21 protein-coding genes, 1 tRNA gene and 1 riboswitch are annotated in these 24,756 nt (G+C 65.0%); of the genes, 16 read left to right on the top strand and 6 right to left on the bottom strand.

Annotation, left to right across the window (positions count from 1 at the left end; translation table 11 throughout):
• The first annotated feature begins 17 nt into the window (after positions 1–17).
• The 14 genes from flgL (at position 18) to ACFQ00_RS03380 (ending at position 12,295) form a co-directional block, all read left to right on the top strand.
• Entirely contained in the window at positions 18–938 is a 921-nt protein-coding gene (flgL, locus tag ACFQ00_RS03445; protein WP_381486258.1) for a flagellar hook-associated protein FlgL, read from the top strand.
• Positions 939–1,101: 163 nt separating this feature from the next.
• Positions 1,102–1,965: a flagellar motor stator protein MotA gene (gene motA / locus ACFQ00_RS03440; RefSeq protein WP_381486255.1), complete on the top strand. Its 864-nt coding sequence runs from the start codon at positions 1,102–1,104 to the stop codon at positions 1,963–1,965.
• Positions 1,962–2,909: a flagellar motor protein MotB gene (locus tag ACFQ00_RS03435; protein WP_381486253.1), complete on the top strand. Its 948-nt coding sequence runs from the start codon at positions 1,962–1,964 to the stop codon at positions 2,907–2,909. Before motA ends, ACFQ00_RS03435 begins: the two co-directional genes overlap by 4 nt.
• A 43-nt stretch (positions 2,910–2,952) precedes the next feature.
• Positions 2,953–3,360 carry a MarR family winged helix-turn-helix transcriptional regulator gene (locus ACFQ00_RS03430; RefSeq protein ID WP_381486250.1) on the top strand — a complete coding sequence of 136 codons (408 nt, stop codon included), beginning with the start codon at positions 2,953–2,955 and terminating at the stop codon, positions 3,358–3,360.
• Entirely contained in the window at positions 3,357–4,538 is a 1,182-nt protein-coding gene (locus ACFQ00_RS03425) for an MFS transporter (protein WP_381486247.1), read from the top strand. Before ACFQ00_RS03430 ends, ACFQ00_RS03425 begins: the two co-directional genes overlap by 4 nt.
• Positions 4,535–4,660 carry a hypothetical protein gene (locus ACFQ00_RS03420; protein WP_381486245.1) on the top strand — a complete coding sequence of 42 codons (126 nt, stop codon included), beginning with the start codon at positions 4,535–4,537 and terminating at the stop codon, positions 4,658–4,660. The genes ACFQ00_RS03425 and ACFQ00_RS03420 overlap by 4 nt, the downstream gene beginning before the upstream one ends.
• Positions 4,661–4,694: 34 nt before the next feature.
• Positions 4,695–4,875, top strand: a riboswitch (yybP-ykoY riboswitch).
• 11 nt (positions 4,876–4,886) lie between these two features.
• Positions 4,887–5,456 (top strand): TMEM165/GDT1 family protein, encoded by a 570-nt coding sequence (locus ACFQ00_RS03415; RefSeq protein WP_381486242.1) that lies wholly within the window; start codon positions 4,887–4,889, stop codon positions 5,454–5,456.
• 61 nt (positions 5,457–5,517) lie between these two features.
• Complete coding sequence (locus tag ACFQ00_RS03410; RefSeq protein ID WP_381486239.1) at positions 5,518–6,177, top strand: TetR/AcrR family transcriptional regulator; 660 nt, start codon at positions 5,518–5,520, stop codon at positions 6,175–6,177.
• 156 nt (positions 6,178–6,333) lie between these two features.
• Positions 6,334–7,578, top strand: a complete 1,245-nt coding sequence (locus tag ACFQ00_RS03405; protein WP_381486236.1) for a sarcosine oxidase subunit beta family protein — start codon at positions 6,334–6,336, stop codon at positions 7,576–7,578.
• A 7-nt stretch (positions 7,579–7,585) separates the two neighbouring features.
• Entirely contained in the window at positions 7,586–7,873 is a 288-nt protein-coding gene (locus ACFQ00_RS03400) for a sarcosine oxidase subunit delta (RefSeq protein ID WP_381486233.1), read from the top strand.
• Positions 7,870–10,752: a 2Fe-2S iron-sulfur cluster-binding protein gene (locus ACFQ00_RS03395; RefSeq protein ID WP_381486231.1), complete on the top strand. Its 2,883-nt coding sequence runs from the start codon at positions 7,870–7,872 to the stop codon at positions 10,750–10,752. The genes ACFQ00_RS03400 and ACFQ00_RS03395 overlap by 4 nt, the downstream gene beginning before the upstream one ends.
• Positions 10,745–11,248 carry a sarcosine oxidase subunit gamma gene (locus tag ACFQ00_RS03390; RefSeq protein WP_381486229.1) on the top strand — a complete coding sequence of 168 codons (504 nt, stop codon included), beginning with the start codon at positions 10,745–10,747 and terminating at the stop codon, positions 11,246–11,248. Before ACFQ00_RS03395 ends, ACFQ00_RS03390 begins: the two co-directional genes overlap by 8 nt.
• Positions 11,245–12,105 carry a formyltetrahydrofolate deformylase gene (gene purU / locus ACFQ00_RS03385; protein ID WP_381486226.1) on the top strand — a complete coding sequence of 287 codons (861 nt, stop codon included), beginning with the start codon at positions 11,245–11,247 and terminating at the stop codon, positions 12,103–12,105. Before ACFQ00_RS03390 ends, purU begins: the two co-directional genes overlap by 4 nt.
• A gap of 100 nt (positions 12,106–12,205) precedes the next feature.
• Positions 12,206–12,295, top strand: a tRNA-Ser gene (locus ACFQ00_RS03380).
• 467 nt (positions 12,296–12,762) lie between these two features.
• Here the strand turns inward: ACFQ00_RS03380 and ACFQ00_RS03375 are convergent.
• From ACFQ00_RS03375 to ACFQ00_RS03355, 5 genes are all read right to left on the bottom strand, one after another.
• Positions 12,763–14,586, bottom strand: a complete 1,824-nt coding sequence (locus tag ACFQ00_RS03375; protein WP_381486223.1) for a CocE/NonD family hydrolase — start codon at positions 14,584–14,586, stop codon at positions 12,763–12,765.
• 11 nt (positions 14,587–14,597) lie between these two features.
• Positions 14,598–15,539 carry an alpha/beta hydrolase gene (locus ACFQ00_RS03370; protein ID WP_381486220.1) on the bottom strand — a complete coding sequence of 314 codons (942 nt, stop codon included), beginning with the start codon at positions 15,537–15,539 and terminating at the stop codon, positions 14,598–14,600.
• A gap of 9 nt (positions 15,540–15,548) precedes the next feature.
• Positions 15,549–18,014, bottom strand: a complete 2,466-nt coding sequence (locus ACFQ00_RS03365) for a TonB-dependent receptor domain-containing protein (RefSeq protein WP_381486217.1) — start codon at positions 18,012–18,014, stop codon at positions 15,549–15,551.
• A 72-nt stretch (positions 18,015–18,086) separates the two neighbouring features.
• Positions 18,087–19,064, bottom strand: a complete 978-nt coding sequence (locus ACFQ00_RS03360) for a FecR family protein (RefSeq protein ID WP_381486215.1) — start codon at positions 19,062–19,064, stop codon at positions 18,087–18,089.
• Positions 19,061–19,630, bottom strand: coding sequence for an RNA polymerase sigma factor (locus tag ACFQ00_RS03355; protein WP_381486212.1), 570 nt, complete (start codon positions 19,628–19,630; stop codon positions 19,061–19,063). The genes ACFQ00_RS03360 and ACFQ00_RS03355 overlap by 4 nt, the downstream gene beginning before the upstream one ends.
• A 160-nt stretch (positions 19,631–19,790) precedes the next feature.
• On the opposite strand from ACFQ00_RS03355, the gene ACFQ00_RS03350 reads away from it, so the two are divergent.
• Together ACFQ00_RS03350 and ACFQ00_RS03345 are read left to right on the top strand one after the other, a co-directional pair.
• The gene (locus tag ACFQ00_RS03350; RefSeq protein WP_381486210.1) at positions 19,791–21,416 is read left to right on the top strand and encodes an NAD(P)/FAD-dependent oxidoreductase; all 1,626 of its coding nucleotides are present in this window, start codon (positions 19,791–19,793) and stop codon (positions 21,414–21,416) included.
• On the top strand, positions 21,406–22,584 hold the full coding sequence (locus ACFQ00_RS03345; protein ID WP_381486207.1) for a BaiN/RdsA family NAD(P)/FAD-dependent oxidoreductase: 1,179 nt from the start codon (positions 21,406–21,408) through the stop codon (positions 22,582–22,584). The genes ACFQ00_RS03350 and ACFQ00_RS03345 overlap by 11 nt, the downstream gene beginning before the upstream one ends.
• On the opposite strand, the gene ACFQ00_RS03340 is transcribed toward ACFQ00_RS03345, so the two are convergent.
• Positions 22,581–24,728 carry a PQQ-dependent dehydrogenase, methanol/ethanol family gene (locus ACFQ00_RS03340; RefSeq protein WP_381486205.1) on the bottom strand — a complete coding sequence of 716 codons (2,148 nt, stop codon included), beginning with the start codon at positions 24,726–24,728 and terminating at the stop codon, positions 22,581–22,583. The two genes, ACFQ00_RS03345 and ACFQ00_RS03340, sit on opposite strands and share 4 nt — an antisense overlap.
• Positions 24,729–24,756 lie beyond the last annotated feature (28 nt).

Below are 24,756 nucleotides of genomic sequence, written 5' to 3'. Positions count from 1 at the left end.
CCCCGAGGAACCGCAAAATGCGCGTCGGCACCTTCCAGTCCTTCCAGTCACAGATGAGCCGCATGGGCTCGCTGCAATCGACCCTCGCCCAGCTCGAGGCGCAGATCGCGTCGGGCAAGCGCATCCTCGATCCATCGGACGATCCGCTGGGGTCGAGCCGCGTCGCGGACTTGCAGCGCAGCATCGACAACAACCAGCAGTTCATCCGCAACATGGATGCGATCACAACGCAGCTTTCGTTTGCCGACAGCGCCGTGGACGCCATGTCGAACCAGATGGTGCGCGCGAAGGAACTCGCCGTGCAGGCCGCGAACGGCACGCTGACCGACGCCGATCGGAAGGTGATCAGCACCGAGCTCGGGCAGATCATCGATCAGATGCTGTCGCTTTCGAACAGCCGCGATGCAGCCGGAAATTATTTGTTTTCAGGCGCTTCCGTCGGCACGGCACCGTTCGCGCGGGATGCGACCGGCGCCATCGTGTGGCAGGGCAGCGGCGACGCGCCGAAGGTGCCGATCAGCGCCGACGTGGCCGTCTCGACCGGCGCGAACGGCCTCTCAATGCTTTCGATCGAAACGAGCGGCGGACGCCAGACGATCCTCGCCTCGCTCACGGAATTCAAGGCGCTGCTCGACGACCCCAGCGTCGATGCTGCGACCTTCACGGCAGGCATGGAGAAGGCGCTCAGCGACACGACGGCAGGCATCGACCGCCTTGCCGATCAGCGCGCCACCTTCGGCTCGCGCATGGCGCAGGTGGATACGGAGACCGACCGTCTGAAGGCGCTGGAGACCACGATGACGACCGCGAAGAGCAATCTCGAAAGCCTCGACGTCGCCGCGGCCATCGTCCAGCTCAAAAGCGCGATGACGTTGCTCGACGCTTCGCAGCAGAGCTTCGCCCAGATCAAGAAACTGTCGCTCTTCAGCTACTTGTAACGCTGTGCTGCGTCGCAACAAATCTATGTACGGGGAAGCCTTTCTCAACCTTTGGGTGCCTAAATGGCCGTCAACTGAGGTCGTTAAGCAAGATGGACAGACGGCATCGCAAGAATCCGGGCGAGGCCCGGTGATGCCGCCAGGCAATGGAGTTGTGCGTTAGATGTTCGCTGCGATCGGCCTTATTGTCCTTTTCGCGATGGTCTTCGGTGGTTTCGCCATCACCGGCGGCAATCTCGAGCCGGTCATGCACGCGATTCCGCACGAGATGCTCATCATCGGCGGCGCGGCGGCGGGCTCACTGCTGCTTGGCAACAGCTTCGCCATCCTGAAGCAGGTCGGCGGCGGCATCGGCAAGATCTTCAAGGGTCCGACCTACAACAGGAAGGACTATCTCGACGCGATCTTCCTCGCCTCCAAGCTGATGAAGACCATGAAGACCGATGGCCCGGTCGCGATGGAAGCGCACATCGAGGACCCCAAATCCAGCAGCATCTTCAACGAGTACCCAAAGCTGCTGAAAGACCATTTCCTCATCGATTTCATGGCGGACGCCATCCGCCTCGTCGTCGTCTCCTCGGGCACGCTCAACGTGCACGCCGTCGAGGAGATCATGGACAATGCGATGAAGACGCATCACCACGCCGCGATGAAGCCGGTGAAGGTGCTGCAATCCACCGGTGACGCCCTCCCGGCGCTCGGCATCGTCGCGGCCGTGCTCGGCGTCGTGAAGACCATGGGCTCGATCGACCAGCCGCCCGCCGTTCTCGGCGGCATGATCGGCTCGGCGCTCGTCGGCACCTTCCTCGGCGTGCTCCTCGCCTACGGCATCGTCTCGCCGATGGCGAACCGGCTGGAGCAGATCCTCGAGGAAGACGGCGAAATCTACCACGTCGCCAAGGCGATCATCATTTCCTCGCTGCACGGCAATGCGCCCGCCATGGTCATCGAGGCCGCGCGCACCAGCATCAGCAGCAAGAACCAGCCCGGCTTCGCCGAGGTGTTTGACGGGCTGCGCGGCCGATGAGCGCCGAGCCGATCAAGCCGCTCGTCGCCGAAGCGGAAGTCCCGCCGCCGATCATCATCAAGAAGATCACCATCGAAGCCCACGGCGGCCATCACGGCGGCGCGTGGAAAGTGGCTTACGCCGACTTCGTGACCGCGATGATGGCGTTCTTCCTGCTGCTGTGGATCGTCGGCGCAACCAACGAGGATCAGCGCAAGGGCATCGCCGACTATTTCTCACCGACGCTCGTCCAGCACACCAAGGCGGGCGGATCGAACGGCGTGATGGGTGGCCGCGCCATGTTGGCGCCCGACGGCAACGCGCCGAACGCCGTGCCGAAGGGCACGCAGCGGCTGATGCCCGTCACCAGCTTCTCGCGCGTGACACCGCCGACGCCGGAGGAACGCGCAGCAGCCGATCAGTTGCAGCGCGAAGACGTGAAACGCTTCGAAGCCGCGGCCGAAGCGCTTGAAAAGCGCATGGCGAGCGACAAGAATCTCGCGCAGCTGCGTGACCAGCTGCGGCTGTCGGTGACGCAGGAAGGCCTGCGCATCGATATCCTCGACGAGGCTGACTTCGCGATGTTTTCCGTCGGCACCAACCGGCTTTCGCCGCAGGCGCAGGACCTTGTCCGCGCCGTCGCCACGGCCGTGCAGACGATGCCGAACCCGATCGCCATGCGCGGCCACACCGACAGCCTGCCCTACGCCGGCGGCTCGCTCGGCGGACCGGCGGGCGGTATGAACAACTGGGTGCTCTCCGCGCAGCGCGCCGAAACGACGCGCGCCGCGCTCGCCGCTGCCGGCGTCGATCCGACACGCTTCTCGCGCCTTGAAGGTGTCGCCGACCGGGAGCCCTTCAACAAGGCCAACCCCTACGATCCGCGCAACCGGCGCATCAGTGTCACGCTGCTCTATCGCACGCCGATGGGCCCCGGAACCGCTGACCAGCCTCCCGCCGAATAAGACGGGTTGATCGGCGCGGCAGGTGCGTGCATATGCACGCATTATGTCTTCACCCTGTGTCTGCACACGCCTGCGCCGCGCCGCCCGCGCCGCGAACACGCTCTACGACGCCGCGCTGGCGCCGGCCGGCCTCACGACGCCGCAGTTCGCGCTGTTGCGCACGCTGGCGCGCACGGGTGCCTGCTCGCTGACGGCGTTCGGCGCCGCCACGGGCCACGACCGCACCACGCTGAACCGCACCGTCGGCGCGCTCGAGCGCGAAGGCCTCGTGCAATCCTGCGCCGGCACCGACAAGCGCCAGCGCATGGTTTCGCTGACGGATACAGGCCGCGCCGCGATCGACCGCGCAACGCCGCTCTGGGAGCAGGCGCAGGCCGAGATGGCACAGCAGGTCGACACCGGAACGCTGTTCGCACTGCTCGACCGCGTCGAAGCCGGAGTGCGCCCATGAAGCGCCCCGCCGTCGTCATCGCCTGCGGCGCACTGATCGTCACGCTTGCCATGGGTGTGCGGCAGACCTTCGGGCTGTTCCTTCCCGAGATGAGCGCCGCACTCGATATCGGGCGCGGCACGTTCGGGCTCGCGCTCGCCATCCAGAACCTGCTGTTCGGCCTCGCGCAGCCGTTCGTCGGCGCGATTGCCGACCGCCACGGCGCCGGGCGCGTCGTCGCTTTCGGCGCCATTCTCTACGCCCTTGGCCTCATCGGCGCGGCGATGGCATCGAGCGCGTTCAGCCTTCACATCACCTTCGGCGTGATCGTCGGCATGGCGCAGTCCGCCACGACGTTCGTCGTCGTTCTCGGCGCGGTTGGCCGCGTCGTGCCGGAAGCGCAGCGCTCACTCGCCTTCGGGATCGTCACGGCAGGCGGATCGCTCGGCCAGTTCCTTATCGTACCCGCCGGGCAGATGCTGCTCGGCGACTTCGGCTACCAGACCGCGCTCATGGTGCTCGCCGGCACCGTCGCCGTCGCCGCGGCGCTCTCCGTGGGCGTCGCCGGAAAGCCGCAGCCGATCCGGAGCGATCAACCGATCGGAAATGCTCTCGCCGAGGCCATCTCAAACCGCAGCTTCCTGCTGCTCACCGCAGGTTTCTTCGTCTGCGGCTTTCACATCGCCTTCATCGCCACGCATTTCCCGGCCTACCTCGCCGACAAGGGCCTCGGCACCGCGATCGGCGGGACGGTGCTGGCGCTCGTCGGCCTGTTCAACATCTTCGGCTCGTACATCTTCGGCCTGTGGGGCGATCACGCGCCCAAGAAGCTGCTGCTGAGCGGGCTGTATGCAACCCGCGGCCTCATCATCGTCGTCTACCTTCTGCTGCCCGTTTCAACGCTCTCCTCGCTGGTCTTCGCCGCGGCGATGGGCTTCCTGTGGCTCGGCACGGTGCCGCTGACGAGCGGCCTCATCGGGCAGATCTTCGGCGTCCGCTACCTCTCGATGCTCTACGGCATCGTCTTCCTCAGCCATCAGGTGGGCAGCTTCTTCGGCGCGTGGATGGCGGGCGTGCTCTACGACATCACCGGCAATTATGATGCGGCGTGGGGCGCCTCCATCGTGCTCGCCGTGATCGCCGCGCTCCTGCACCTGCCGATCCGCGCCGTTCCCGTCGCGCGGCTGCAGGCTGCATGAGCCGCCGCGCGCATCTTCTCGTCGTGGCGCTCGGCCTGCTTGCCGCGGCCGCCGGCTGGGCGCTCTGGGACCGCGAGGGCGCCATGCTCTGGCTCGCCGGGTTTGCGAGCTTGTGCGGCTGAGCGGCTTGCGTCCGCGCGCAAACCCGGCTAGCAGCACAGCGTCATCTGGGGAGTAGCCAGCCGCCGACGAGGCGGGCCTTCGCGTCAACATACTTGGTCGAGAGGCCATGGTGCGAGGGGAACGGGATCACCGTTCGGGCGAGACCAATGACGTCGCTTCCCTGTCCGGTCGGGCGGGGGAGGCGATGTCGTTGGATTCGCGTACTGCCCGACCCGGAGATATCCCTTGGAAGCCCTGTTCGTTTCGACCGTCGTGGTCGCGCTCGCCGAGATCGGCGACAAGACCCAGCTGCTCGCCATCGTCCTCGCCGCCCGCTTCAAGCGCCCGATGCCGATCATCGCGGGCATCTTCGCCGCCACGATCGCCAACCATTTCCTCGCCGCGCTCGTCGGCAGCCAGGTCGCGTCGATCCTTGAAGGCCAATGGTTCCGCTACGCCGTCGGCGCCTCGTTCATCGCCATGGCGCTCTGGACGCTGATCCCCGACAAGCTCGACGATGTGGAAGACAAGCCCGCCCGTTTCGGCGCGTTCCTCACCACGCTCATCGCCTTCTTCCTCGTCGAGATGGGCGACAAGACGCAGATCGCCACGGTCGCGCTCGGCGCGCGTTTCGAAAACGTGATCGCGGTGACGATGGGCACGACGCTCGGCATGATGATCGCGAACGTACCCGCCGTATTCCTTGGCGATGCGCTCATCCGCCGCGTGCCCATGCGCGCCGTTCACATCACCGCCGCGCTGCTGTTCCTCGCGATCGGCCTCTGGGTGGTCGCGCAGACCGCCGGCTGGGTGTGAGACCCCGCATCGCCAAGGAAGCACTGGACAATCCGGGCGGCAACGCGCATCGCTTCGGCCCATGACCGGTACGCCCAAGGCGCGCCCAGCGCGCCGTCTCACCCGTGAGGACTGGATCGCAAGCGCCCGCAAGACGCTTGTCGATCGCGGTGTCGACGATGTGAAGGTCGATCGGCTGGCGAAGCAGATGCGCGTGACGCGCGGCAGCTTCTATTGGCATTTCCAGCACCGCAAAGACCTTCTGGATGCGCTGCTGACCGACTGGGAAGCCCGCAACTATTTCGAGATCGCGCAGATCCGCGCGCGCTGGGCGAAGACCGCGCCGGATCTCACCGAGGTCGTGGCGAGCTGGCTGGATGCGGACCCCGCCTTCCCGTCCTTCGATGTTGCCGTGCGCGCATGGGCACGCAAAAGCACCGACGTGGCCGAAGCGGTCGAGCGCGCCGATGCCGCATGGATCGGGCTGCTGCAGGAGCTGTTCCAGAAGAGCGGCTACGACAGCGACGAAAGCCTCGTGCGCGCGCGCATCACGCACTTCCACCAGATCGGCTATTACGCCCTCGGTTTCCGCGAGCCCCATGCCGAGCGGCTTCGTCTGGTCCCGCTCTACTACCGCGTGCTGACCGGCCGCGAACCGACGGCCAATCTGCTGAAGACACTCGGCGACCTCGTCAGCGAAGCGCCCGCCGCCAAGCGTACGGGCCGCAAGGCCGCAGGCTAACCCAAGTCCAGTGCAACGCTGTATCTTCGTTCCGAAAGTCTGAGCTTTCGGAGGCGCCGTTCATTTGCTTTCCACGCATTTCGCAGGATTGATTCCAAACAGAAGTGTATGTATCTCTGGCGCCGTGATGGGAAGCAAGCGGGGAGCGACGGGCAGGTGACACGATATTCGGCGTGGTCGCTGCTGCGCGCGGGCCTTTCCGGCCAGCGGACGTGGACGCCCGCGTGGCGCGACGCGAAACCCAAAAAAAGCTACGAGGCCGTCATCATCGGCGGCGGCGGGCATGGCCTCGCGACCGCGTATTATCTCGCGAGCAAGCACGGCCTTCGCGACATCGCCGTGCTGGAGCGCGGCTGGATCGGCGGCGGCAACACGGGGCGAAACACCACCGTGATCCGCTCCAATTATTTCTTCCCGGAAAGCACGCGCTTTTACGATTTCTCGCTGTCGCTCTACGAAGACCTGTCGCGCGAACTCAATTACAACATCATGTTCTCGCGGCGGGGCATGTGGAGCTTCGCGCACGACCGGCACGGCGTTGAGATGCTGCGCCGCTCGGCGAACGCGATGCGGCTGAACGGTGCCGACGCCGAATATCACGAGGCGGACGAGGTGCTCCGCCGCATCCCCGGCCTCAATCCCTCGCCGCGCTTCCCGATCCTCGCCGGCCTGCTGCAGCCGCGCGGCGGCACCGCCCGCCACGATGCCGTGGCATGGGGCTATGCGCGCGCCGCCGACAGCCTCGGCGTCGACATCATCCAGAACTGCGAGGTGACCGGCTTCGACATTCGCGATGGTCGCATCCGGGGCCTCGAGACCTCGCTCGGCGATATCGCCGTGGATCGCGTCGGCCTCGCGGTCGCGGGCCACAGCAGCGTGATGGCAGAGCGCGCGGGCTTCCGCCTGCCGATCGTTTCCTACGCGCTGCAGGCGTTCGTGTCGGAACCGATGAAGCCAGTGCTCGATACCGTCGTGCTCGCGCCTTCCACCGGCACCTACCTCAGCCAGTCAGACAAGGGCGAGATCGTGGTGGGGAGCGCGCTCGATCTGTTCCCGTCCTACGCGCAGCGCGGCAGCCTGCCCGTGCTCGAACACACGGCGGCGGGCCTCATAGACCTGTTCCCGCACTTCTCGCGCGTCCGCCTGCTCCGGCAGTGGGCAGGCATCGTCGATGTCGTCCAGGATTCGACACCGATCCTCGGCGAAAGCCCGGTGAAGGGCCTGTACCTCAATTGCGGATGGGGCACCGGCGGCTTCAAGGCGATCCCCGGCGGCGGCTTCTGCTTTGCCCACAACATCGCGACCGGCGAGGCGCACCCGCTTGCCGCCGCCTTCTCACTCGACCGTTTCCGGACCGGCGCGCTCATCGATGAAGCCGCCGCCTCCGGTATTGCGCATTGAGGTCACCATGCTGCTGATCGATTGTCCCTGGTGTGGTCCCCGCGCCGAAAGCGAATTCCGCTGCGGTGGCGAAAGCCCGATCGTTCGCCCCGCCGACCCGGCAGCGACCGACGATACGACGTGGGCGGACTACATGTTCTTCCGCGATAACGTGAAGGGGCTCGGCTTCGAACGCTGGCACCACCGCTACGGTTGCAGCCTCTGGTTCAACATCGCGCGCGATACCGTCTCGCACCGCATCCTCGCCGTCTACGGCATCACCGATCCCCGCCCGGCGCTGGAGGGCGAGGCATGAGCGGCTACCGGCTCGACCACGGCGGCGACATAGACCGCACACGCCCCCTCACCTTCCACTGGGAAGGCAAACGCTATTCGGGCTTCGCAGGCGATACGCTCGCCTCCGCCTTGCTCGCCAGCGGCGTCCGCATGGTGGGGCGCAGCTTCAAATACCACCGCCCGCGCGGCCTCATCGCCGCCGGGCTCGACGAGCCGAATGCCATCGTCCAGCTCGAACAGGGCGCGCAGACGATCCCGAACCTCAAGGCGCCCTATGTGGAGCTTTACGAGGGGCTCAGCGCAAACCCGGTGAACGCATGGCCGAGCCTCGGCTTCGATCTGCTCGCGGTGAACGGCCTCGTGAAGCGCTTCATCCCGGCCGCGTTCTACTACAAGACCTTCATGTGGCCGGACTGGCTGCTGTTCGAGCCCGCGATCCGCAAGGCGGCGGGCCTCGGCACCTCCCCCACCCTGCCCGATCCGGATGTCTACACGCAGACCTCGGCCCACACGGACGTTCTGGTTGTCGGCGGCGGCATCGCCGGGCTTTCGGCGGCGCTGCACGCAGCGCAGGTCGGGAAAGCCGTGATGCTGATCACCGGCGGCGCGCACTGGGGCGGCAGGCTTGCCGGAACCAGCGACACGATCGAAGGGAAGCCCGCACGCGTCTGGATCGAAGATACGCTCCGCGCGCTCGCCGCCATGCCCAACGTCACGCTGAAAGCGCGAACGCTCGCGACCGGTCACTACGACCACGGCATGGTCGCGCTCTGCGAACGGCTCACCGACCACCTGCCCCCGGCGGAGCGCAGCGGCCCGCGCCAGCGGTTGTGGCGCGTGCGCACCGATGAGCTGATCCTTGCAACGGGCGCGATCGAACGCCCGCTCGTGTTCCGTGGCAACGACCGCCCCGGCGTCATGCTCGCGGGCGCCGCGCGCGCCTATCTGCATCGCTATGGCGTCATCGCAGGACGGCAGGTCGTGGTCGCGACCAACAACGACAGCGCGTGGCAGGCAGCGTTCGATCTGGCCGAAGCGGGGGCACGTCTGGTTGCCATCGTCGATGCGCGCGCTGACCTGCCTGCCGCGCTGACCGAACGTGCCCGCAGCCACGGCATCGCGGTTCATGCGGGTATGGCCCCCGCTGCGGCTCTGGGCGGGCGATCGCTGCGCGGCGTGCGGATCGGAAACGTCTCCGGTACGGGACGCATCGAGGGCACCACGCAGACGCTGCGCTGCGACACGCTGCTCGTCTCGGGCGGCTGGAACCCCGCCGTGCACCTCCACTCGCACGGCGCCGGCCGGTTGACGCTCGACACCAACCTGCAGAGCTTCACACCCATAGCCGCAGCAGGACATCGCAGTGTCGGCGGCGCAGCGGGTGATTTCGCGCCCGCCGCGCCGATCCCGGCGCTCTGGTCGATTTCCGAAACCGGAGAGCCCGATCCCGAAGCGTGGGTCGATTTCCAGAACGATGTGACCGCTGGAGATATCGCGCTCGCCGCGCGCGAGAACTTCCGCTCGGTCGAGCATCTGAAGCGCTACACGACGCTCGGCATGGCCTCCGATCAGGGCAAGACCTCGAACGTGAGCGGCATCGGCATCCTCGGCACCCTGCTTGAAAGACCGATGCAGGCGATCGGCACCACGAAATTCCGCCCGCCCTACGACCCGACGCCGTTCGGCGTGTTCGCCGGGCACCGTGTCGGCGAAGGTCTGCGCGCCCGCCGTCGCCTCGCGTTCCACGACTGGCACAGCGAGAACGGCGCATCGCTCGACGAATACGGCGGCTGGATGCGGCCCGCCGCCTACCCGCGCGCGGGCGAGCGCGAGGAAGACGCCGTCCGCCGCGAGGTTCTGGCCGTGCGCGCGGGTGTCGGTCTCTTCGAAGCCTCCCCGCTCGGCAAGATCGAAGTGAAAGGCCCGGATGCCGCCGCCTTCCTCGATCGCATGTATGTGAACACGATCAGCACGCTGAAGGTGGGCCGCTGCCGCTACGCGATCATGCTCACCGAAAACGGCACGGTGTTCGACGACGGCGTCGTCACGCGGCTGGCCGAGGACCATTTCCTCGTCGGCACCACCAGCGGCCACGCGGCCGCCATCGCTGAAGCATTCCGCGAGTGGCTTCAGTGCGAATGGACAACGATGCAGGTGCTCGTCGAGGACGTCACCACCTGCTGGGCGGTCGCCAACATCGCCGGGCCGAAGGCGCGCGACGTGCTCGCAGCGCTGGAGCCGGACATCGACATTTCGGGCGCAGCCTTCCCGCACATGAGCGCCCGCACGGGGCATGTTTGCGGTCTCCCCGCACGCATCGCGCGCGTCAGCTTCACGGGCGAGCTTTCCTATGAAATCGCCGTGCCGTGGCGGGATGCCGGGGCGCTCTGGACCGCGCTGGTCGAAGCCGGCGCGCCTTACGGTTTGACCCCGTTCGGCGTCGAGGCGCTGATGACGATGCGCATCGAGAAAGGCTTCCTGCACGTCGGCTCGGACACCGACGGCACCACGCTACCGCAGGACATCGGTTTCGGCGGTATCATGCGAAAGAAGGCGCAGGATTTCGTCGGCTGCCGCTCGGCGCTCCGGCCCGATGGGCTCAGGACCGACCGGCGCAGTCTCGTCGGACTCGAAGTGACCGATGGCAACCCGGCCCCGCTCACCACCGGCGCGCACGTGCTCCCCGCCACGGCTGCCGCGCCGCAGCCCGGCGAGGGCTGGGTCACGTCGAGCACATGGTCGCCGACGCTGGAGGCGCCGCTCGCGCTCGCGCTCGTCGAACGCGGGCAGGACCGGATGGGCGACACCGTGCGTGTCTGGGATCTCGGCACGTGGCGCGAGGCGCGCATCACCGGCCTCTGCCGCTATGACCCCGAAGGAGCCCGGCTCGATGCCTAACCCCCTGATGCCGGATTGGTGCCGTATCGACGCGGACCTCGCCGTCGCCAAGATCCAGATCACGGGCGCCGACGACGCGCCGCAGCGTCTCGCCGCGGCGCTCGGTCTCAGCGCGCCTGCCCCGAACCGCTTCACCGGCAACGGCGATATCGCGCTTTCAGCGGTCGCGCCGGGCGAATGGCTGCTCACGGGCACATCGGACGGCGTAGCGACCGCACTGAACCGCGCCGAGACCGCGTTTCCCAACGAAACCATCCTCGCGCTCGACCTGACGCACGGGCGTATCGCGCTGCGACTGGAAGGATCGGCGGGGCAGGATTGGCTGGCCGCTTTCACGCCGCTCGATCTCCGCCTCCCGGCCGGCGCCGCGGTTCGCACGCGTTTCGGCGACATCGGCGCATTCATCGCGCGCACAAGCGATACGCCTGCGTTCTTACTGATCGCCGATCAGAGCTACGCCGGATACCTCCTGCACCTCCTCGGAAGCCCGTCATGACCGAACTGAACCGAACCCGCTGCGTCCTCCGCTTCCGCAGTCCGGATCGAACCGGCATCCTCGCGGGGTTGGCGCCGCTTCTCACCGACAACGGCTGGGACATTCGCGAGGCAGCCATCTACGGCGACCCGGACAGCGCCACCTTCTTCGCGCGCATGGAACTCGCGAGCGACCGCGCCCGGACCGCCGACCTCGCCCAGCACATCGCCCCCGCAGTCGTCGCACTCGGGCTCGACTGGGAAGTCCACGACATCGCCGAACCGATGCCCGTCCTGATCGCCGTCTCGAAGTTCAACCACTGCCTCGTCGATCTCCTACACAAGGTCGAAATCGGCGCCCTCCCCATACGCATCGTCTGTGTCGTCTCGAATCACGAGCAGGAACGAAAGCGCGTCGAATGGCACGGCATCCCCTACCACCACCTCCCGGTGGACCGCTCAGACAAGACCGCGCAGGAAAAACGCTTCCTCGAGATCATCGCAGAGAGCGGCGCCGAACTCACCGTCCTCGCCCGCTACATGCAGATCCTCTCGGATGACTTCGCCGGCCAGCTCGCCGGCCGCTGCATCAACATCCACCACAGCTTCCTGCCGAGCTTCAAGGGTGCGAAGCCCTACCATCAGGCCAAGGCGCGCGGCGTGAAGCTGATCGGCGCCACCGCCCACTACGTCACCGCCGACCTCGACGAAGGCCCCATCATCGAGCAGGACGTCCGCCGCGTGACCCACGCAACCACCGCGGAGGAGATGGTCGCCACCGGCCGCGAGGTCGAAGCCTCCGTCCTCTCCCGCGCCGTCCGCTGGCACGCCGAACACCGCATTCTCGGCAACGGCAACCAGACGGTGGTGCTGAACTGACAAAACCGACGATTGCGGGCTTGGCAAGACCCCGGCACCTCGCCTATATGCCCGCTTTCGTCGATCCAGCGCCTGCCCCAAGCAAGGCGCTACCCGGTGCGGAGAGGTGCCAGAGAGGTCGATTGGGACGGTCTCGAAAACCGTTGTGCGGGCAACCGTACCGTGGGTTCGAATCCCACCCTCTCCGCCACGAAGCGCTTGGCGAGTGCCCGGAAAGCCTGCGAGAACCATGCGTTTCCGGACACTTTCGACCGATCTGTCCTCTCATTTGATCCCTTTGAGTTCCCCAACAATCTCGAGCTGTGCGGGATTATTTTGGAGCACTCCTGTTGAAGAGCTTCCAGGTGAGGAAGGGGAAACCCGCGGCGCTGGATTGCAAGCTCGCTGATTCCGTCGGACTTTATACTGTTCGTGAGTCCCGCTTCCAACCCGGAAACGGTGCGGGTGTTCGGCCTCTATCTCCAGGTATCGCTCTACGCGGCACTGAAGCTACGTGACGAGTTGCACGGATACCGTGAGCTCGTCATGCCTCTCGATAAGGAAAGCATGCCATGTGCAGCGAACACATTGCGGAGTTTGTAGCCACGACCAAAGGCTGAGTTTGGACATACAAACGCACCACGGATGCTCAAGGGAAACAGTTCCTGCGTGGGCCGCCTATTTCAGCTTTCTATCGGTGACAGGCAGAACAAGGCTGGAACGGTGCGCACCGACCGCGATGTCCCATTTCTGCCCGGCAAGAGGTGGGCTCGCGAAGTGCGCCCTGTCAGACCCTGCAAGCACGATCCGGATGCGTGAACCCTGTCTGAAGCGATGTGAGATCGGCATCATGGAAATATCGAGCGTGATCTCTCGGCCTGCGGTGTGAGGGTTTGCATCGCGGCGCAGATTCGTCTGCTGCGCGGCCAATGTCTGATAAGGGAGCTTGCCCGACAGGTGATGCGAGGCCCGAACGAGACCCTCTGTCAAATACCACGCACGCCCCTCGGAATCGACCTCCTCGAGATAGACAAAATAGTCCGCATTGGAAACCGTGTTGGTGATCTCCAGTGTGAAAACTGGGCTGCCTGTGATCTCCAGATCTGACGCCAGCGGTTCAGTTGTAAAGTTGACAAGGCCCGAATCCACCCCGCTGCGCTCCTGATAGGCCACGGGACTGGACATCGTTGTATCCCAGCGGGAGAGCGACCCTGGCGCAGCATCATTTTCGGGAACAACTGAGAGCGTCTGTGCCTTGCCGCAGGCCTGCGCCTTCAGTTCCCCCGCCAGCGTCAGGCAGTAGCGCACGCGCTTTCCGGAACGAAGCCATGTGTTCGCTGCGTTCCAGCGATTTGCTCCCGTCGTGAACCAGCGGACCCTCGGCTCGCGATCATAGCCGTTGTCGACCCCGGCAACGTAGCGATCGAAAAAGGCTATAAGCTCAGCCTTCAGATCGAATTTGGACGGGACAGGCACCGTTACTCCGGGAGCGTAGTAGTGGCCGAGGCCGTGATTTCCTGACGAAATCAACAAGCGTTGTTTCCCGGAAGCCGAATTCAGGAAGCGATGAATGGCAGACCGTGCATAGCCGGAATCATACCAGCTCGCGATCCCGAGAAGCGGCATACGATCGCGATCGAGTTCGCGCTGATATCGGTAGGGGCTCGGCCATCCATCGGAGCCGAACACGGGATCGTCCCGGAATTCGACATCGCTCAGACCTTCCGCGCTGTTGCGGTTTTCCGCATGATCGCGAATGGCCTCCGCGACCATCTCGCCTTTCGGATCGGCATCGACGGGGCACGGGCCAGCGACATTCGCAAGCGCGGGGATACCCTCCATGTTGCCACTGTCGAGCGCCGCGTTGAACGCGCCCCAATTCTGAATGAAGAAGCTGTTGCGGACACCGCCGGGGAAGTCGAGGTCCGCGTAGAAATCATATCCGGCCGAGATCGGCGCGACAGCCTTGACCGCTGGATGACGATTGAGCAGCAGAAGCTCCGATGTGGTGCCGACGTACGAGACGCCCGCAGCGCCGACGCGGCCGTTTGACCACGGCTGCGCCACGACCCAGTCGAGAACAGCATTGCCGTCCTTCACCTCCTGCATTCCGAACTCGGTCGGGCGTGATCCGTAGGAGGCACCCGTGCCCCGCACGTCGACCACGACCACCGCATAGCCGCGCCGCACGAAGTAGGCGGGAAACGGCGCAATCTGCCGACAACTTCCGGTGGGATCAGACCGGGCCGCAAGCGAACGATAGTAACGGGTCTGCTGCAGAATAACCGGAAGCTGCTTTCCGGCTTCAAGATCGCGCGGCAGGTAATAATCGGCCGCCAGCCGAATACCATCCGGCATGGTCACGTAAACCGAGCGTTTCTCCACCTCTCCGGCGGAAGCCGGCCGCGCTGGGCGATCGGCCTGCCACGGGGCCGCATCGGGAGCGACAACCTGCGGTGTCGCCCCGGCAAGCGCCAGAATGGCGCCCAGAACAATCATCATGATCGCTACCTCTATTTACTGCCCGCGAGCGCGAAACCGACACCGCGGCTGACGGCGGCGGGAATGACACTGCTGTGCGTTTCCTCGGGGAAGTTGACGAAGCGGACTTCATAACCCGCACTGCCGGACACAGCCGCGAGACGCGCTGCCAACTCGCTTGCATTATCTACCATCCGGCCCATGCCGGATGCATCTTCCACGTTTTCCCCCGGCTTCTGTTCGAGGGCACCCACCGTTATCAGCACGCGCGGTGCAGCCTTTCCGGCAGCGACGCGAGTGCGAAAGGCGGCTTCCTCATTCAGAACGGCTCGCCTGTTCCACCATATGGATGGGCTTGCGGCAACGAACGTCCTGAAACTTTCCGGGTGGTTGAAGAGCACATGCAGGGTGAACAGGCCGCCAAGCGAATCCCCAAGCAGCGTCTGGTCCTTGAGATCGACGGGATACGCCGCGGCAAGCATCGGGCGCAGCTCTTCGACCATGAACCGGTAGAACAGCTCGGCTCCTCCAAAGCGGCCGTCCTTGCCCGCCATGGCTTTCAGGGCTGGAGGAATGTTTTCGGCCGGTGTGGGAGGCGTCAGGTCGGCATTCCTGAGCGCCATGATCTGCCTGATGTCTGAAACTGGATAGCCAACACCGACGATGATGGCCGGGCGCAGTTCACCGAACTGCCTCAGCATCATCTGCATCGCGGCGGTTCCGAACATACCGTTTCCGTCAGTGACATAGATGACGGGATACCCTTCCGGCGGCGGAGGCATCAGCGGCTTGTACACATAGACGCGATAGGTGCGCCCACTGATCGCGGAAGCGATGTCGAACTGAGTCGCATCGACCAGCGTCGCCGGCTTCTGCGCCGGGAGCGGCGAAGGCGTGGCAACCGTTTGCGCGGCGGCTGGATGAACAGCCGCGACAGCGAAAAGGGCGGCGGCGATCTTGAGATGACGCTTCATGGGCACTCCTCAATAGTTGACGCGAACGGTCGCGCCGATCGTGCGCGGACGAATGCGATAGGCGATCTGGGGCTGCGCGATAATCGGCCCCACGGTGGAACGGTTCATGGCGCTGCGTTTGCCGTTGCCGTCAAACAGGTTGTTCACGAAGCCGATCACCTCGACGCGGTCAAGCGCAATACCGACCCTGAGATCCGCAACGGTATAGTCGCCAAACCGCGTACCCTTCTCGTCGTAATCGGTGTATTGGTCGCCAACATACTGCCCGCTTGCGCGCAGGTAAGCACGGTTGCCCGCGACATCAAAGTTGAACTGTGCAAACCCGCTCGTCTGGAATTCGGGCGACCCGGGCAGACGCAGACCGGGGGTGATGCCGACAATGCCCGTCGTACGGGTCAGGTTGGGCACCGTGCTCGCTGTCTCGGCCTTGTTCACCGAAACTGAACCACCGACTTCGAACTGTGCCGTGATCTGTATCGATGCTTCGAGCTCGGCACCATAAATGTGCGCGCTTCCGGCGTTGCCGACATGGCCCACATTGTTCAGCGACAAGCTTGTCTGCATGTTCGACCAATCGATGAAGTAGGCGGCTGCATTGTAGCGCAGCGTGCCGTCGAAGGCTCTTCCCTTGGCGCCAAGTTCATAGTTCCAAAGATTGTCCGAACTGTAGGCGCGCGGAATATTGGGGCCGCCGAGGCCCGCAGTGAGATTCGGGCCACCGACCCTATAACCCCGCGCTGCCGAGACATAGAGCGTCAGATCCTCGCTCGGCCGAAACGCGATAGCGAAACGTGGATTATATGCCGTATCGCTCTGGCGGATGACAGTCGCGACCTGCACGGCCGGGTTCGGCGATCCCGTGAAGAGAAGCCCCGACGAGAGCGTATCGAAACGCAGCGTCGTATCGGAGATGCGCAGTCCGGCGGTCAGGTCCAGGCGATCGCCGATCGTATAAGAGAGTTCGCCGAAAGCCGAGAGTTCCTCTTGCTCTCCTTCGGTCGAGAGGGCAGCAAGATTTCCCGATCCCAGAATCGGCGCCAGTACGGGTGCGGTGACCCACTGCCCACCGTCGGCCTTCGCGCTCAGATAGAAGCCGCCGAGCGTCCATTGCAGCGGCCCTGCGGCCGTGGAAACGAGGCGAAGCTCCTGCGTGAAGATATCCGAGTTGTTGGTCGTGATCGCCGGGGTTGATCCGGTGAGACCCGGGATACCGAGTTGAAGCCCCACGACTTCGGTATAATAGCCCGCATCATCGTTGAGCGAAGCCTTACGTCGAATGTAGGTAGACGAGGAGATCAACTCCAGCGCATCGAAATCGTAACGCAAGCCGAGATTGACAAGCGCGCTTTCGAGGCGGGATTCCAGGGACTGCCGGCTGGTGGTGATACCGTAAGGGTCGTTTGCGCCCACAACGGGAGCATACAGGCTTTCACCCGCCGCGAAATCCTTGCTCATCTGGTAAGCGCCCATGATGTCTACCGACAACCGCTCACCAAGCCGGGCCGCGACCGCGAGGCGTGCACCCAAGGTCTCGTTCCGGTTCACATCGGTTTCACCAGTGCGGCTGTTGTCGATCCAGCCACCTTCCTGAAATCCGTATCCAACTGCGCGAATTGCCAGCCGGTCCGGGATGAGTGCCTGGTTGACCATGGCGTTGCCCCAGATGGAGCCTTCGCCGCCACGCGTGGCGGCGCCTGTCAGTTCGGCGGACGCCCCCGGCCCAGTCAGATCGGGCTTGTTGGAGATGATGCGAAGCGTCCCGCTCAGCGACCCTGATCCGAACAATGTTCCCTGTGGGCCGCGCAAAACCTCGACACGCTCGACATCGACAAGACGCAGATTGGTCGCACCAAGGCCGGCAGAGCCGGGATCGAGCGGGATATCGTCGAACATCAGCGAGACGGTGGTCTGCTTGAGCCCCGGATCGGTTCCCGTCGCGACGCCGCGAATAGTAAGATTCGTCTTGTTGCCGCTGCCCGGTCCGGGGTTCGACAATCCCGGCGTATTGCGAACAATATCTTCAAGCTGCGTCGCCCCGCGCCGCGCCAGCGTGCGGCCCGTTTCTGCGCTCACGCTTGCGGGCACCAGCCGGATCAGTTGCTCGCGGCGGCTGGCCGTGACAACGATTTCCGAGCCGCCCCCATCGGTGCGCGCAGCCCCATCATCGCCGCCACCGGTTTTCACGATAGCGATCGCGCCCGAGCTGTCGAAGCGACTGGAAAAGCCTGTTCCCGAAAGGATCTGATCGAGTGCATCCTCCGGCGCGACGAGCGCGCGAACGCCAGGGCTGCGCACCCCTCCAATATCGTCTACTTTGTAGATGATTTCGCGGCCCGATTGCCGCGCGAACTGGTCGAGCGCCTGCTTCAGATCTCCAGCGGAAATCCTGAATTCGGTCTGTTGTGCAAGCGCAGGCGCAACGCACAGGATTGCGGCACCCAAACCCAAAGCCGCGGCCAGATATCCCTTTGTCACTTTGTTTCCACCCCCCTCGAAAATTTCAATTTCCTGTTGGGAGGGACACGCACGCACGTGACTTCCGTAGTGTCATCCGGCGGAAATAATGATGGATGAGTCTTCCCGCCGTACATCCAGGCCGTAAGCATCTTCCAGAAGGCGAACGAAAGCATCCACATTGGATGCCTGAAAGCTCCCGCCGATCCGGATATCGGCAACGACTGGATCGACAATGACGATGTGGATGCGGCTATAGCGATTAAACTCGGCGGCGGCATCGGCGATCGTCATGCGATCGAAAACAAGCCTGCCATCGCGCCATGCAAGGCCATCCTCGACACGGCCAAGCGCATGTGCGGTGACGAGTGTGGCTTCCCCTCGCGACAGGGCGATATCGCCGCGCGACACAATCGCGGGTCGGGGCCTTTCGATGCCCTCGTCCTTATCGATGCGAACGCGCCCTTCAAGAACAGCGACCTGCACCATATCCCCATCCCGCCGAACAGAGAATTTCGTGCCGAGCACGGTTATGGTCTGCGTGCCCGCGTATACCACGAACGGCTCATCGGCGCGGTGTGCGACATCGAAATAGGCCTCACCTTGATCGAGCCAAACCTTGCGTTCGCTCTTCGATACCGATGTGTGGAGTCGGGTGTCCGTGTTGAGCTCGATACGGCTGCCGTCGGCGAGCGGGATTGAGCCTCGGCCGCCGACCGGCGTCACGAAACTCGCCGTGGCCACCACATCGTCGCTACGCTGATGGAACCAAAGCGCGCTACCTGCCACCAACGCGAAGACCACAGCCGCGACCGCCGCTGTCCGGCTCCGTTTCCACCGTGTCTGCAGGGATGCCGCCAAAGAGAATGGCCTCGAGATTTCCGGTCCGAGCGCGCCGATGCGGTCGGCGATCCTCCAGCCGTGCTCCAGGCGCCAGTACGCGGCTTGGTGTGCGGTCGACAGCTTCAGCCACTGGTCGAGGGCCACCTGATCGGCGGACGACCACTCCGGTTCTTCGCGCCTCCGCAGCCAATCCGCGGCGATGGTTTCGATCTCGGCAGACTTCGTCATGGCCGCCTCCGCCGCGAAACGCTGGCGCTGCGCGACCACTGGATCTTTCCCGTGCCGCCCAACACGAAATCAACAAGCGCCCGCATCCCGAGCGTGATCTGCTTTTCCACCGCATCCACACCGATATCGAGCCGGGCCGCTGTCTCTCGCGTCGAAAGCCCTTCGACCTTGCGGAGGCGAACAATCTCCCGACACCGCGGCGGCAGCCGGTCAAGCCCCGCAATCGCCCGCTTCAGTTCATCGCGGGCGACAAGTTGCCGTTCGGGGTGAAACGCCTGCCCGCCCTGCTGCACGTCATCCAGATCCGCCAGCAGCTCGAACGAAACGATCCGAGAGCGCCGTGCGCAATTGATGAGGTGGTTGCGCGCCACCGTGTAGACATAGGCAGCGCTATGTTGCGGGAGCTGCTCGCGCGCGCCTTTCAACACCCGCTCGTAAATATCCTGCCGCAAGTCCTGAAGATCAGCAGTCTCCCGCCAATTTCTCCTCAGAAACGCCATGAGCGCAGCTTCCAGCGGAAGAACTTCCCGACAGAACCAGCGTCTCAAGGCTTCATCGTCGACCATTACTCGTAAGCACCTGCTTCCGCTTATCCGTTTTATAGACACACGGGGCCGCAGAAGCCGTAGGGATATTTTTTGCCTTCACGGCGAAAAAGCAGGCGTGGATACCCGATCCCATCCCGCAGCTTGGCGCACGGCCGGCTTGCCGCTAAAGGCCTCGTCCATGCTACGCCTGTCCGGCCTCAACCTACCGCTCGATCATGCGGACGACGCGATGGCGCCTGCGATCTGCACGCGTCTCGCCATCGTGCCCGAGCGGTTGCGCGGGTTCACGGTGTTTCGCCGCGGCAATGATGCGCGGCGCAAGAGTGCGATCCTGCTCGTCTACACGGTCGATGTCGACATCGCGAACGAAGACGAGGTGCTGGCGCGCTTTGCGAAGGACCATGATGTCCGCCCGACGCCAGATATGGAGTACCGCTTTCCTGCGCGCGCGCCTGAGGGCTGGTCCGGGCTGCGGCCGGTTGTCATCGGGGCGGGGCCGTGCGGGCTATTCGCGGGACTGATCCTTGCGCAGATGGGGTTCCGGCCGATCATCCTCGATCGCGGCAAGATCGTTCGCGAGCGTACCAAAGACACATGGGGCCTATGGCGCCGGTCGCAACTCAACCCGGAATCCAACGTGCAGTTCGGCGAGGGCGGTGCGGGCACGTTCTCGGACGGCAAACTCTATTGCCGCGTGAAGGACCCGCGCTTCCTCGGCCGCAAGGTGCTTGAGGAGTTCGTGAAGGCGGGCGCGCCCGGCGACATCTTGTTCGAGGCGCATCCTCATATCGGCACCTTCCGGCTCGTCACGATGGTGGAAAGCCTGCGCGAAACCATCGAGGCGCTGGGCGGCGAGTACCGCTGGCAGACACGCGTCGAGGAACTGGAACTGGAGCGTGCAGCGGACGGCAGCCTCGGGGTGCGCGGGCTTCATCTCCAGGGCGGCGACTTTCTCGAAGCCGATCACGTCGTCCTCGCCGTCGGCCACAGCGCGCGGTCGACGTTCGAGATGCTGCACCGGCGCGGCGTCCACATCGAGGCGAAGCCGTTCTCGATCGGCGTGCGCATCGAGCATCCGCAAGCATGGATCGACGAAGCGCGCTACGGCAAATTCGCACGCCACCCCATCCTCGGCACCGCGGCCTATAGCCTTGCGCATCACTGCGCGAACGAACGTACCGTCTACAGCTTCTGCATGTGCCCCGGCGGGCGCGTGGTCGCGGCGACATCGGAGGAAGGCCGCGTCGTCACCAACGGCATGAGCCAGTATTCGCGCGCCGAGTTCAATGCCAACTCCGGCCTCGTCGTCGCCATCGACCCGGCTCGCGACTACCCTGAGGGGCCGCTCGCGGGCATCGACTTCCAACGGCACTGGGAAGCGCTCGCTTATGTCGCGGGCGGATCGAACTACAACGCACCGGGACAAACTGTCGGCGATTTTCTGGCGCAACAGCCGTCCACCGCGCTAGGGAGTGTAACTCCCTCCTACAAGCCCGGCGTCACCATGACGGATCTTTCCGCCTGCCTCCCCGGCTTCGCGGTGGAGGCGATGCGCGAGGCGCTGCCCGTGTTCGGACGCCAGCTCGCGCGCTACGATCACGCCGACGTGGTGATGACCGGCGTCGAGACGCGCACCTCCTCGCCCGTGCGGATCACGCGCGGCAAGGACTTCCAGAGCCTGAACACGACACGCCTGTTCCCGGCCGGCGAAGGTGCGGGCTATGCGGGCGGCATCCTTTCCGCCGCCATCGACGGAATCAAGGCGGCCGAGGCGGTCGCCGCCAGCATCACCCGTGAACGCTGAGAGCTTCGACGCAATCGTCCTCGGCGCCGGGGCGGCGGGGATGATGTGCGCGGCAACGGCAGGCGCGCGCGGCAAGCGTGTGCTGCTCGCGGACCACGCGGATGAGCCGGGCAAGAAGATCCTGATCTCGGGCGGCGGGCGCTGCAATTTCACGAACATCCACACCGCCGCCGACCGCTATCTCTCGGGCAATCCGCATTTCGCCAAGTCCGCACTCGGGCGCTACACACCGCAGGACTTTCTAGGGCTCGTCGAGCGTTACGGCATCGCGTGGCACGAAAAGACGCTGGGCCAGCTCTTCTGCGATGGTTCCGCCCGGCAGATCGTCGATATGCTGGTGGAGGAATGTGCACAGGCGGGCGTCACGATCGAGCTGGGTCGCGCGGCCACCGAGATCGAGCACCGAGACGGGCTATTCATGGTGTCGATCGGCGGGCGCGACTATACGGCGCCCGCGCTGGTGCTTGCCACCGGCGGACCGTCTATCCCGAAACTCGGCGCGACCGGCTTTGCTTATGATATCGCGCGTCGGTTCGGGCTTTCGGTCGTGCATCCGCGCCCGGCGCTCGTGCCGTTTACACTGGGGGGTGATGAGGCGCTGTTCCGTTCACTCTCGGGCGTCTCGGCGGAGGTCGAGGTGTGCTGGCAGAAGGTGCGTTTCCGCGAGGCCGCCCTGTTCACGCATCGCGGGCTTTCCGGCCCGGCCATGCTGCAGATTTCCTCCTACTGGCAGCACCGCACGCCGATCGGCGTCAATTTCCTGCCCGATGCCGGGCCGGACTGGCTGATCCGCCAGAAACAGGCGCAGCCGCGGTCCACACTGAAGCGCGCCCTCGCCGCCCGCCTCCCTGCCCGCCTCGCGGACGCCCTTGCCGAACGGCTCGCGCTTGAGGGCGATCTCGGCAACATCGCCGATAAGGCGCTCCGCGCAGCGGAGGCTCGGCTCACGGACTGGAGCTTCACACCGAGCGGCACCGAGGGCTTTGCCAAGGCCGAGGTGACGGCAGGCGGCATTTCCGTGGACGGTCTCTCATCCCGCACGATGATGGCGGCGCGCGTGCCCGGCCTCTATGCCATCGGCGAGGCTGTGGATGTTACCGGCTGGCTTGGCGGCTATAACTTCCAGTGGGCATGGGCGAGCGGCAGGGCTGCGGGGGAAGCGATTTAGTGCAGCCCTGAGTGCGCCGACTGAGACGGTGCGGGCTGCGCGAGGAAGGCGTGGATGTCGCGGGCGTCCGCTTTGCTGAGGATATCGGCGAAGCCTGCCATGCCTGCATCAACGAAGACACCTTCGAGGACGATCGCATCGAACGCGTCGTGCGTTTCGGGGGCCATCTTCCAGAGGTTCGGATAGCCGCCCATCCCGTCCTTGCCGCCGTGACAGCGGCCGCAGTAGGCGCCGTAGAGCGCGCCGCCGCGCTTCACGGCTTCGGCGTCGCCGCGATATTTCGCAGGCGGATCGGTGAAGGCGATCTTCTCGCGCAGCGGCGGCAGCTCGGGCGCCTTGCCGCCGATCTTGAAGACGATCAGGCGCTCATGGTTCTCGCGCTCGGCCGCCACGGCGCCGGGCGGATAGGCGACGTTGAGCGCGCCGCCGAAGCCGGCGTTCACGGCGACATACTGCTCGCCATCGATCTCGTAGGACATCGGCGCGGCCATGATGCCCGTGCCGACGTTGATCCGGTGCAGAACCTTTCCGGAAATGCCGTCATAAACCGTGAGATAGCCGTCCGCCGATCCCTGCATGACGAGGCCTGACGCCGTCGCCATCACGCCGCCGCTCCAGAACGGCAGTTCGCTGCTCGTCCATGCGATCTTGCCGGTTTTCGGGTTCCATGCCGTTAGCACCGCATCGAAACGCGGCTTGGGCTGGCCGGGGAACGCTTCCTCGGAATTGGCGCCGCCCTTGCCGAATGCACCGAACGCCGGGAACGAGGCGATCGAGCCCTGGATGCCGCTGTAGGGCTTGTAGGGCTGATCATACATCTGGAAGGTCATCGGCGCCTGCAGCACCGGGATGTAAACGAGGCCGGTTTTCTCGCTGTACGCCATCGGCGGCCAGTTGTGTCCGCCCGCTTCCGACGGCCAGACGAGCTTCGTTTCCTTCGAATAATCGGACTGCTCGGTGATGACTGGCCGTCCGCTCTTGAGATCGACGCGCTCAGCCCATGTGACGGTCGTGAACTTCTCCGCCGAGAGCAGCTCGCCGGTGACGCGGTCGAGCACGTAGAAGAAACCGTTCTTCGGCGCCTGCATGATGACCTTGCGCGCTTTCCCGCCGAATTCGATGTCGGCAAGGACCATGTTCTGCGTCGCCGTATAGTCCCAGCTGTCTTCCGGCGTCGTCTGATAGTGCCAGACCTTGCGGCCGGTATCGGCGTTCACCGCGACGATCGACGAGAGATACAGATTGTCGCCGCCGCCGGGGCTGCGCGACCAGAGCGGATGCGGCATCCCGTTGCCGGTGCCGAGATAGACGATGTTCGAATCGGGATCGTAGACGATCGAATCCCAAACCGTGCCGCCGCCGCCGAGATCCCAGCGCGAAGCCTTGCTCCACGTCTTGCGCGCCTCGGCGACTTCGGGATGTTCGTCCGGCCCCGCGCCCGGCACGGTGAAGAAGCGCCACACGAGCTTGCCGGTCTTGCGGTCATAAGCGCTCGCATAGCCGCGCACGCCCATCTCCGCGCCGCCGTTGCCGATGACGACGGTTTTGCCGGAAACGCGCGGCGCACCGGTGATCGCGTAGCTGCGCGTACGGTCGGTGATCGTGTCGACCTTCCACAGTTCCTTGCCGCTCGCGGCATCGACTGCGGCGAGATGGCCATCGAGCGTGGCGACATAAACGACGCCGTCCGCGACATCGACACCGCGGTTCACGGCATCGCAGCAGGTCCGCCGCGCGAACTGGCCATCGACCTCCGGGTCATATTGCCACTTCTGCGCGCCGGTCTTCGCATCGAGCGCGTAAACCACGCTCCAGGGCCCGGTGAAATACATGGTGCCATCGACGACGATCGGCGTCGATTCAACGCCGCGATGCGTGCGCCCGCGCACAACGAAGTCGTTGAACTCCCACGCGACGCCGAGCTGGGCGGCGTTTTCCGCGGTGATCTTCGTGCCCGTGTAGTAATAGGCCGTCGCCCGCTTCCAATCCGGCGTCGACGCTTCGCCGCCCGATTTCTGGGAGCCGCAGGCGGCAGCGAGGGACAGGGCGGCGATCGCGGTTATCCGTACGGCGGACGTCATCATCGCGGATGTCATCATCTTGGCCGAACGAACCCATGCGGACCCGGCACGCGTGGCAATCATCACCCTGTCCCCCCTCAAACGCTTACCT

Origin of the sequence: Sphingosinicella xenopeptidilytica (assembly GCF_042676985.1) — a bacterium.
GTDB classification, from domain to species: Bacteria; Pseudomonadota; Alphaproteobacteria; order Sphingomonadales; family Sphingomonadaceae; genus Sphingosinicella; species Sphingosinicella xenopeptidilytica.
The sequence above is the reverse complement of the archived record's forward strand: the minus strand, read 5'-3'. Positions and strand labels throughout refer to the sequence as shown.

Bases quoted from the DNA above. Each gene is read 5' to 3' on its own strand.
- ACFQ00_RS03430 (WP_381486250.1), top strand. From the start codon at position 2,953: ATGTCTTCACCCTGTGTCTGCACACGCCTGCGCCGCGCCGCCCGCGCC.
- ACFQ00_RS03350 (WP_381486210.1), top strand. From the start codon at position 19,791: ATGCTACGCCTGTCCGGCCTCAACCTACCGCTCGATCATGCGGACGAC.
- flgL (WP_381486258.1), top strand. From the start codon at position 18: ATGCGCGTCGGCACCTTCCAGTCCTTCCAGTCACAGATGAGCCGCATG.
- ACFQ00_RS03360 (WP_381486215.1), bottom strand. From the start codon at position 19,064: ATGACGAAGTCTGCCGAGATCGAAACCATCGCCGCGGATTGGCTGCGG.
- ACFQ00_RS03370 (WP_381486220.1), bottom strand. From the start codon at position 15,539: ATGAAGCGTCATCTCAAGATCGCCGCCGCCCTTTTCGCTGTCGCGGCT.
- ACFQ00_RS03355 (WP_381486212.1), bottom strand. From the start codon at position 19,630: ATGGTCGACGATGAAGCCTTGAGACGCTGGTTCTGTCGGGAAGTTCTT.
- ACFQ00_RS03420 (WP_381486245.1), top strand. From the start codon at position 4,535: ATGAGCCGCCGCGCGCATCTTCTCGTCGTGGCGCTCGGCCTGCTTGCC.
- ACFQ00_RS03400 (WP_381486233.1), top strand. From the start codon at position 7,586: ATGCTGCTGATCGATTGTCCCTGGTGTGGTCCCCGCGCCGAAAGCGAA.
- ACFQ00_RS03375 (WP_381486223.1), bottom strand. From the start codon at position 14,586: ATGATGATTGTTCTGGGCGCCATTCTGGCGCTTGCCGGGGCGACACCG.
- purU (WP_381486226.1), top strand. From the start codon at position 11,245: ATGACCGAACTGAACCGAACCCGCTGCGTCCTCCGCTTCCGCAGTCCG.
- ACFQ00_RS03435 (WP_381486253.1), top strand. From the start codon at position 1,962: ATGAGCGCCGAGCCGATCAAGCCGCTCGTCGCCGAAGCGGAAGTCCCG.
- ACFQ00_RS03425 (WP_381486247.1), top strand. From the start codon at position 3,357: ATGAAGCGCCCCGCCGTCGTCATCGCCTGCGGCGCACTGATCGTCACG.
- motA (WP_381486255.1), top strand. From the start codon at position 1,102: ATGTTCGCTGCGATCGGCCTTATTGTCCTTTTCGCGATGGTCTTCGGT.
- ACFQ00_RS03410 (WP_381486239.1), top strand. From the start codon at position 5,518: ATGACCGGTACGCCCAAGGCGCGCCCAGCGCGCCGTCTCACCCGTGAG.
- ACFQ00_RS03390 (WP_381486229.1), top strand. From the start codon at position 10,745: ATGCCTAACCCCCTGATGCCGGATTGGTGCCGTATCGACGCGGACCTC.
- ACFQ00_RS03340 (WP_381486205.1), bottom strand. From the start codon at position 24,728: ATGATTGCCACGCGTGCCGGGTCCGCATGGGTTCGTTCGGCCAAGATG.
- ACFQ00_RS03395 (WP_381486231.1), top strand. From the start codon at position 7,870: ATGAGCGGCTACCGGCTCGACCACGGCGGCGACATAGACCGCACACGC.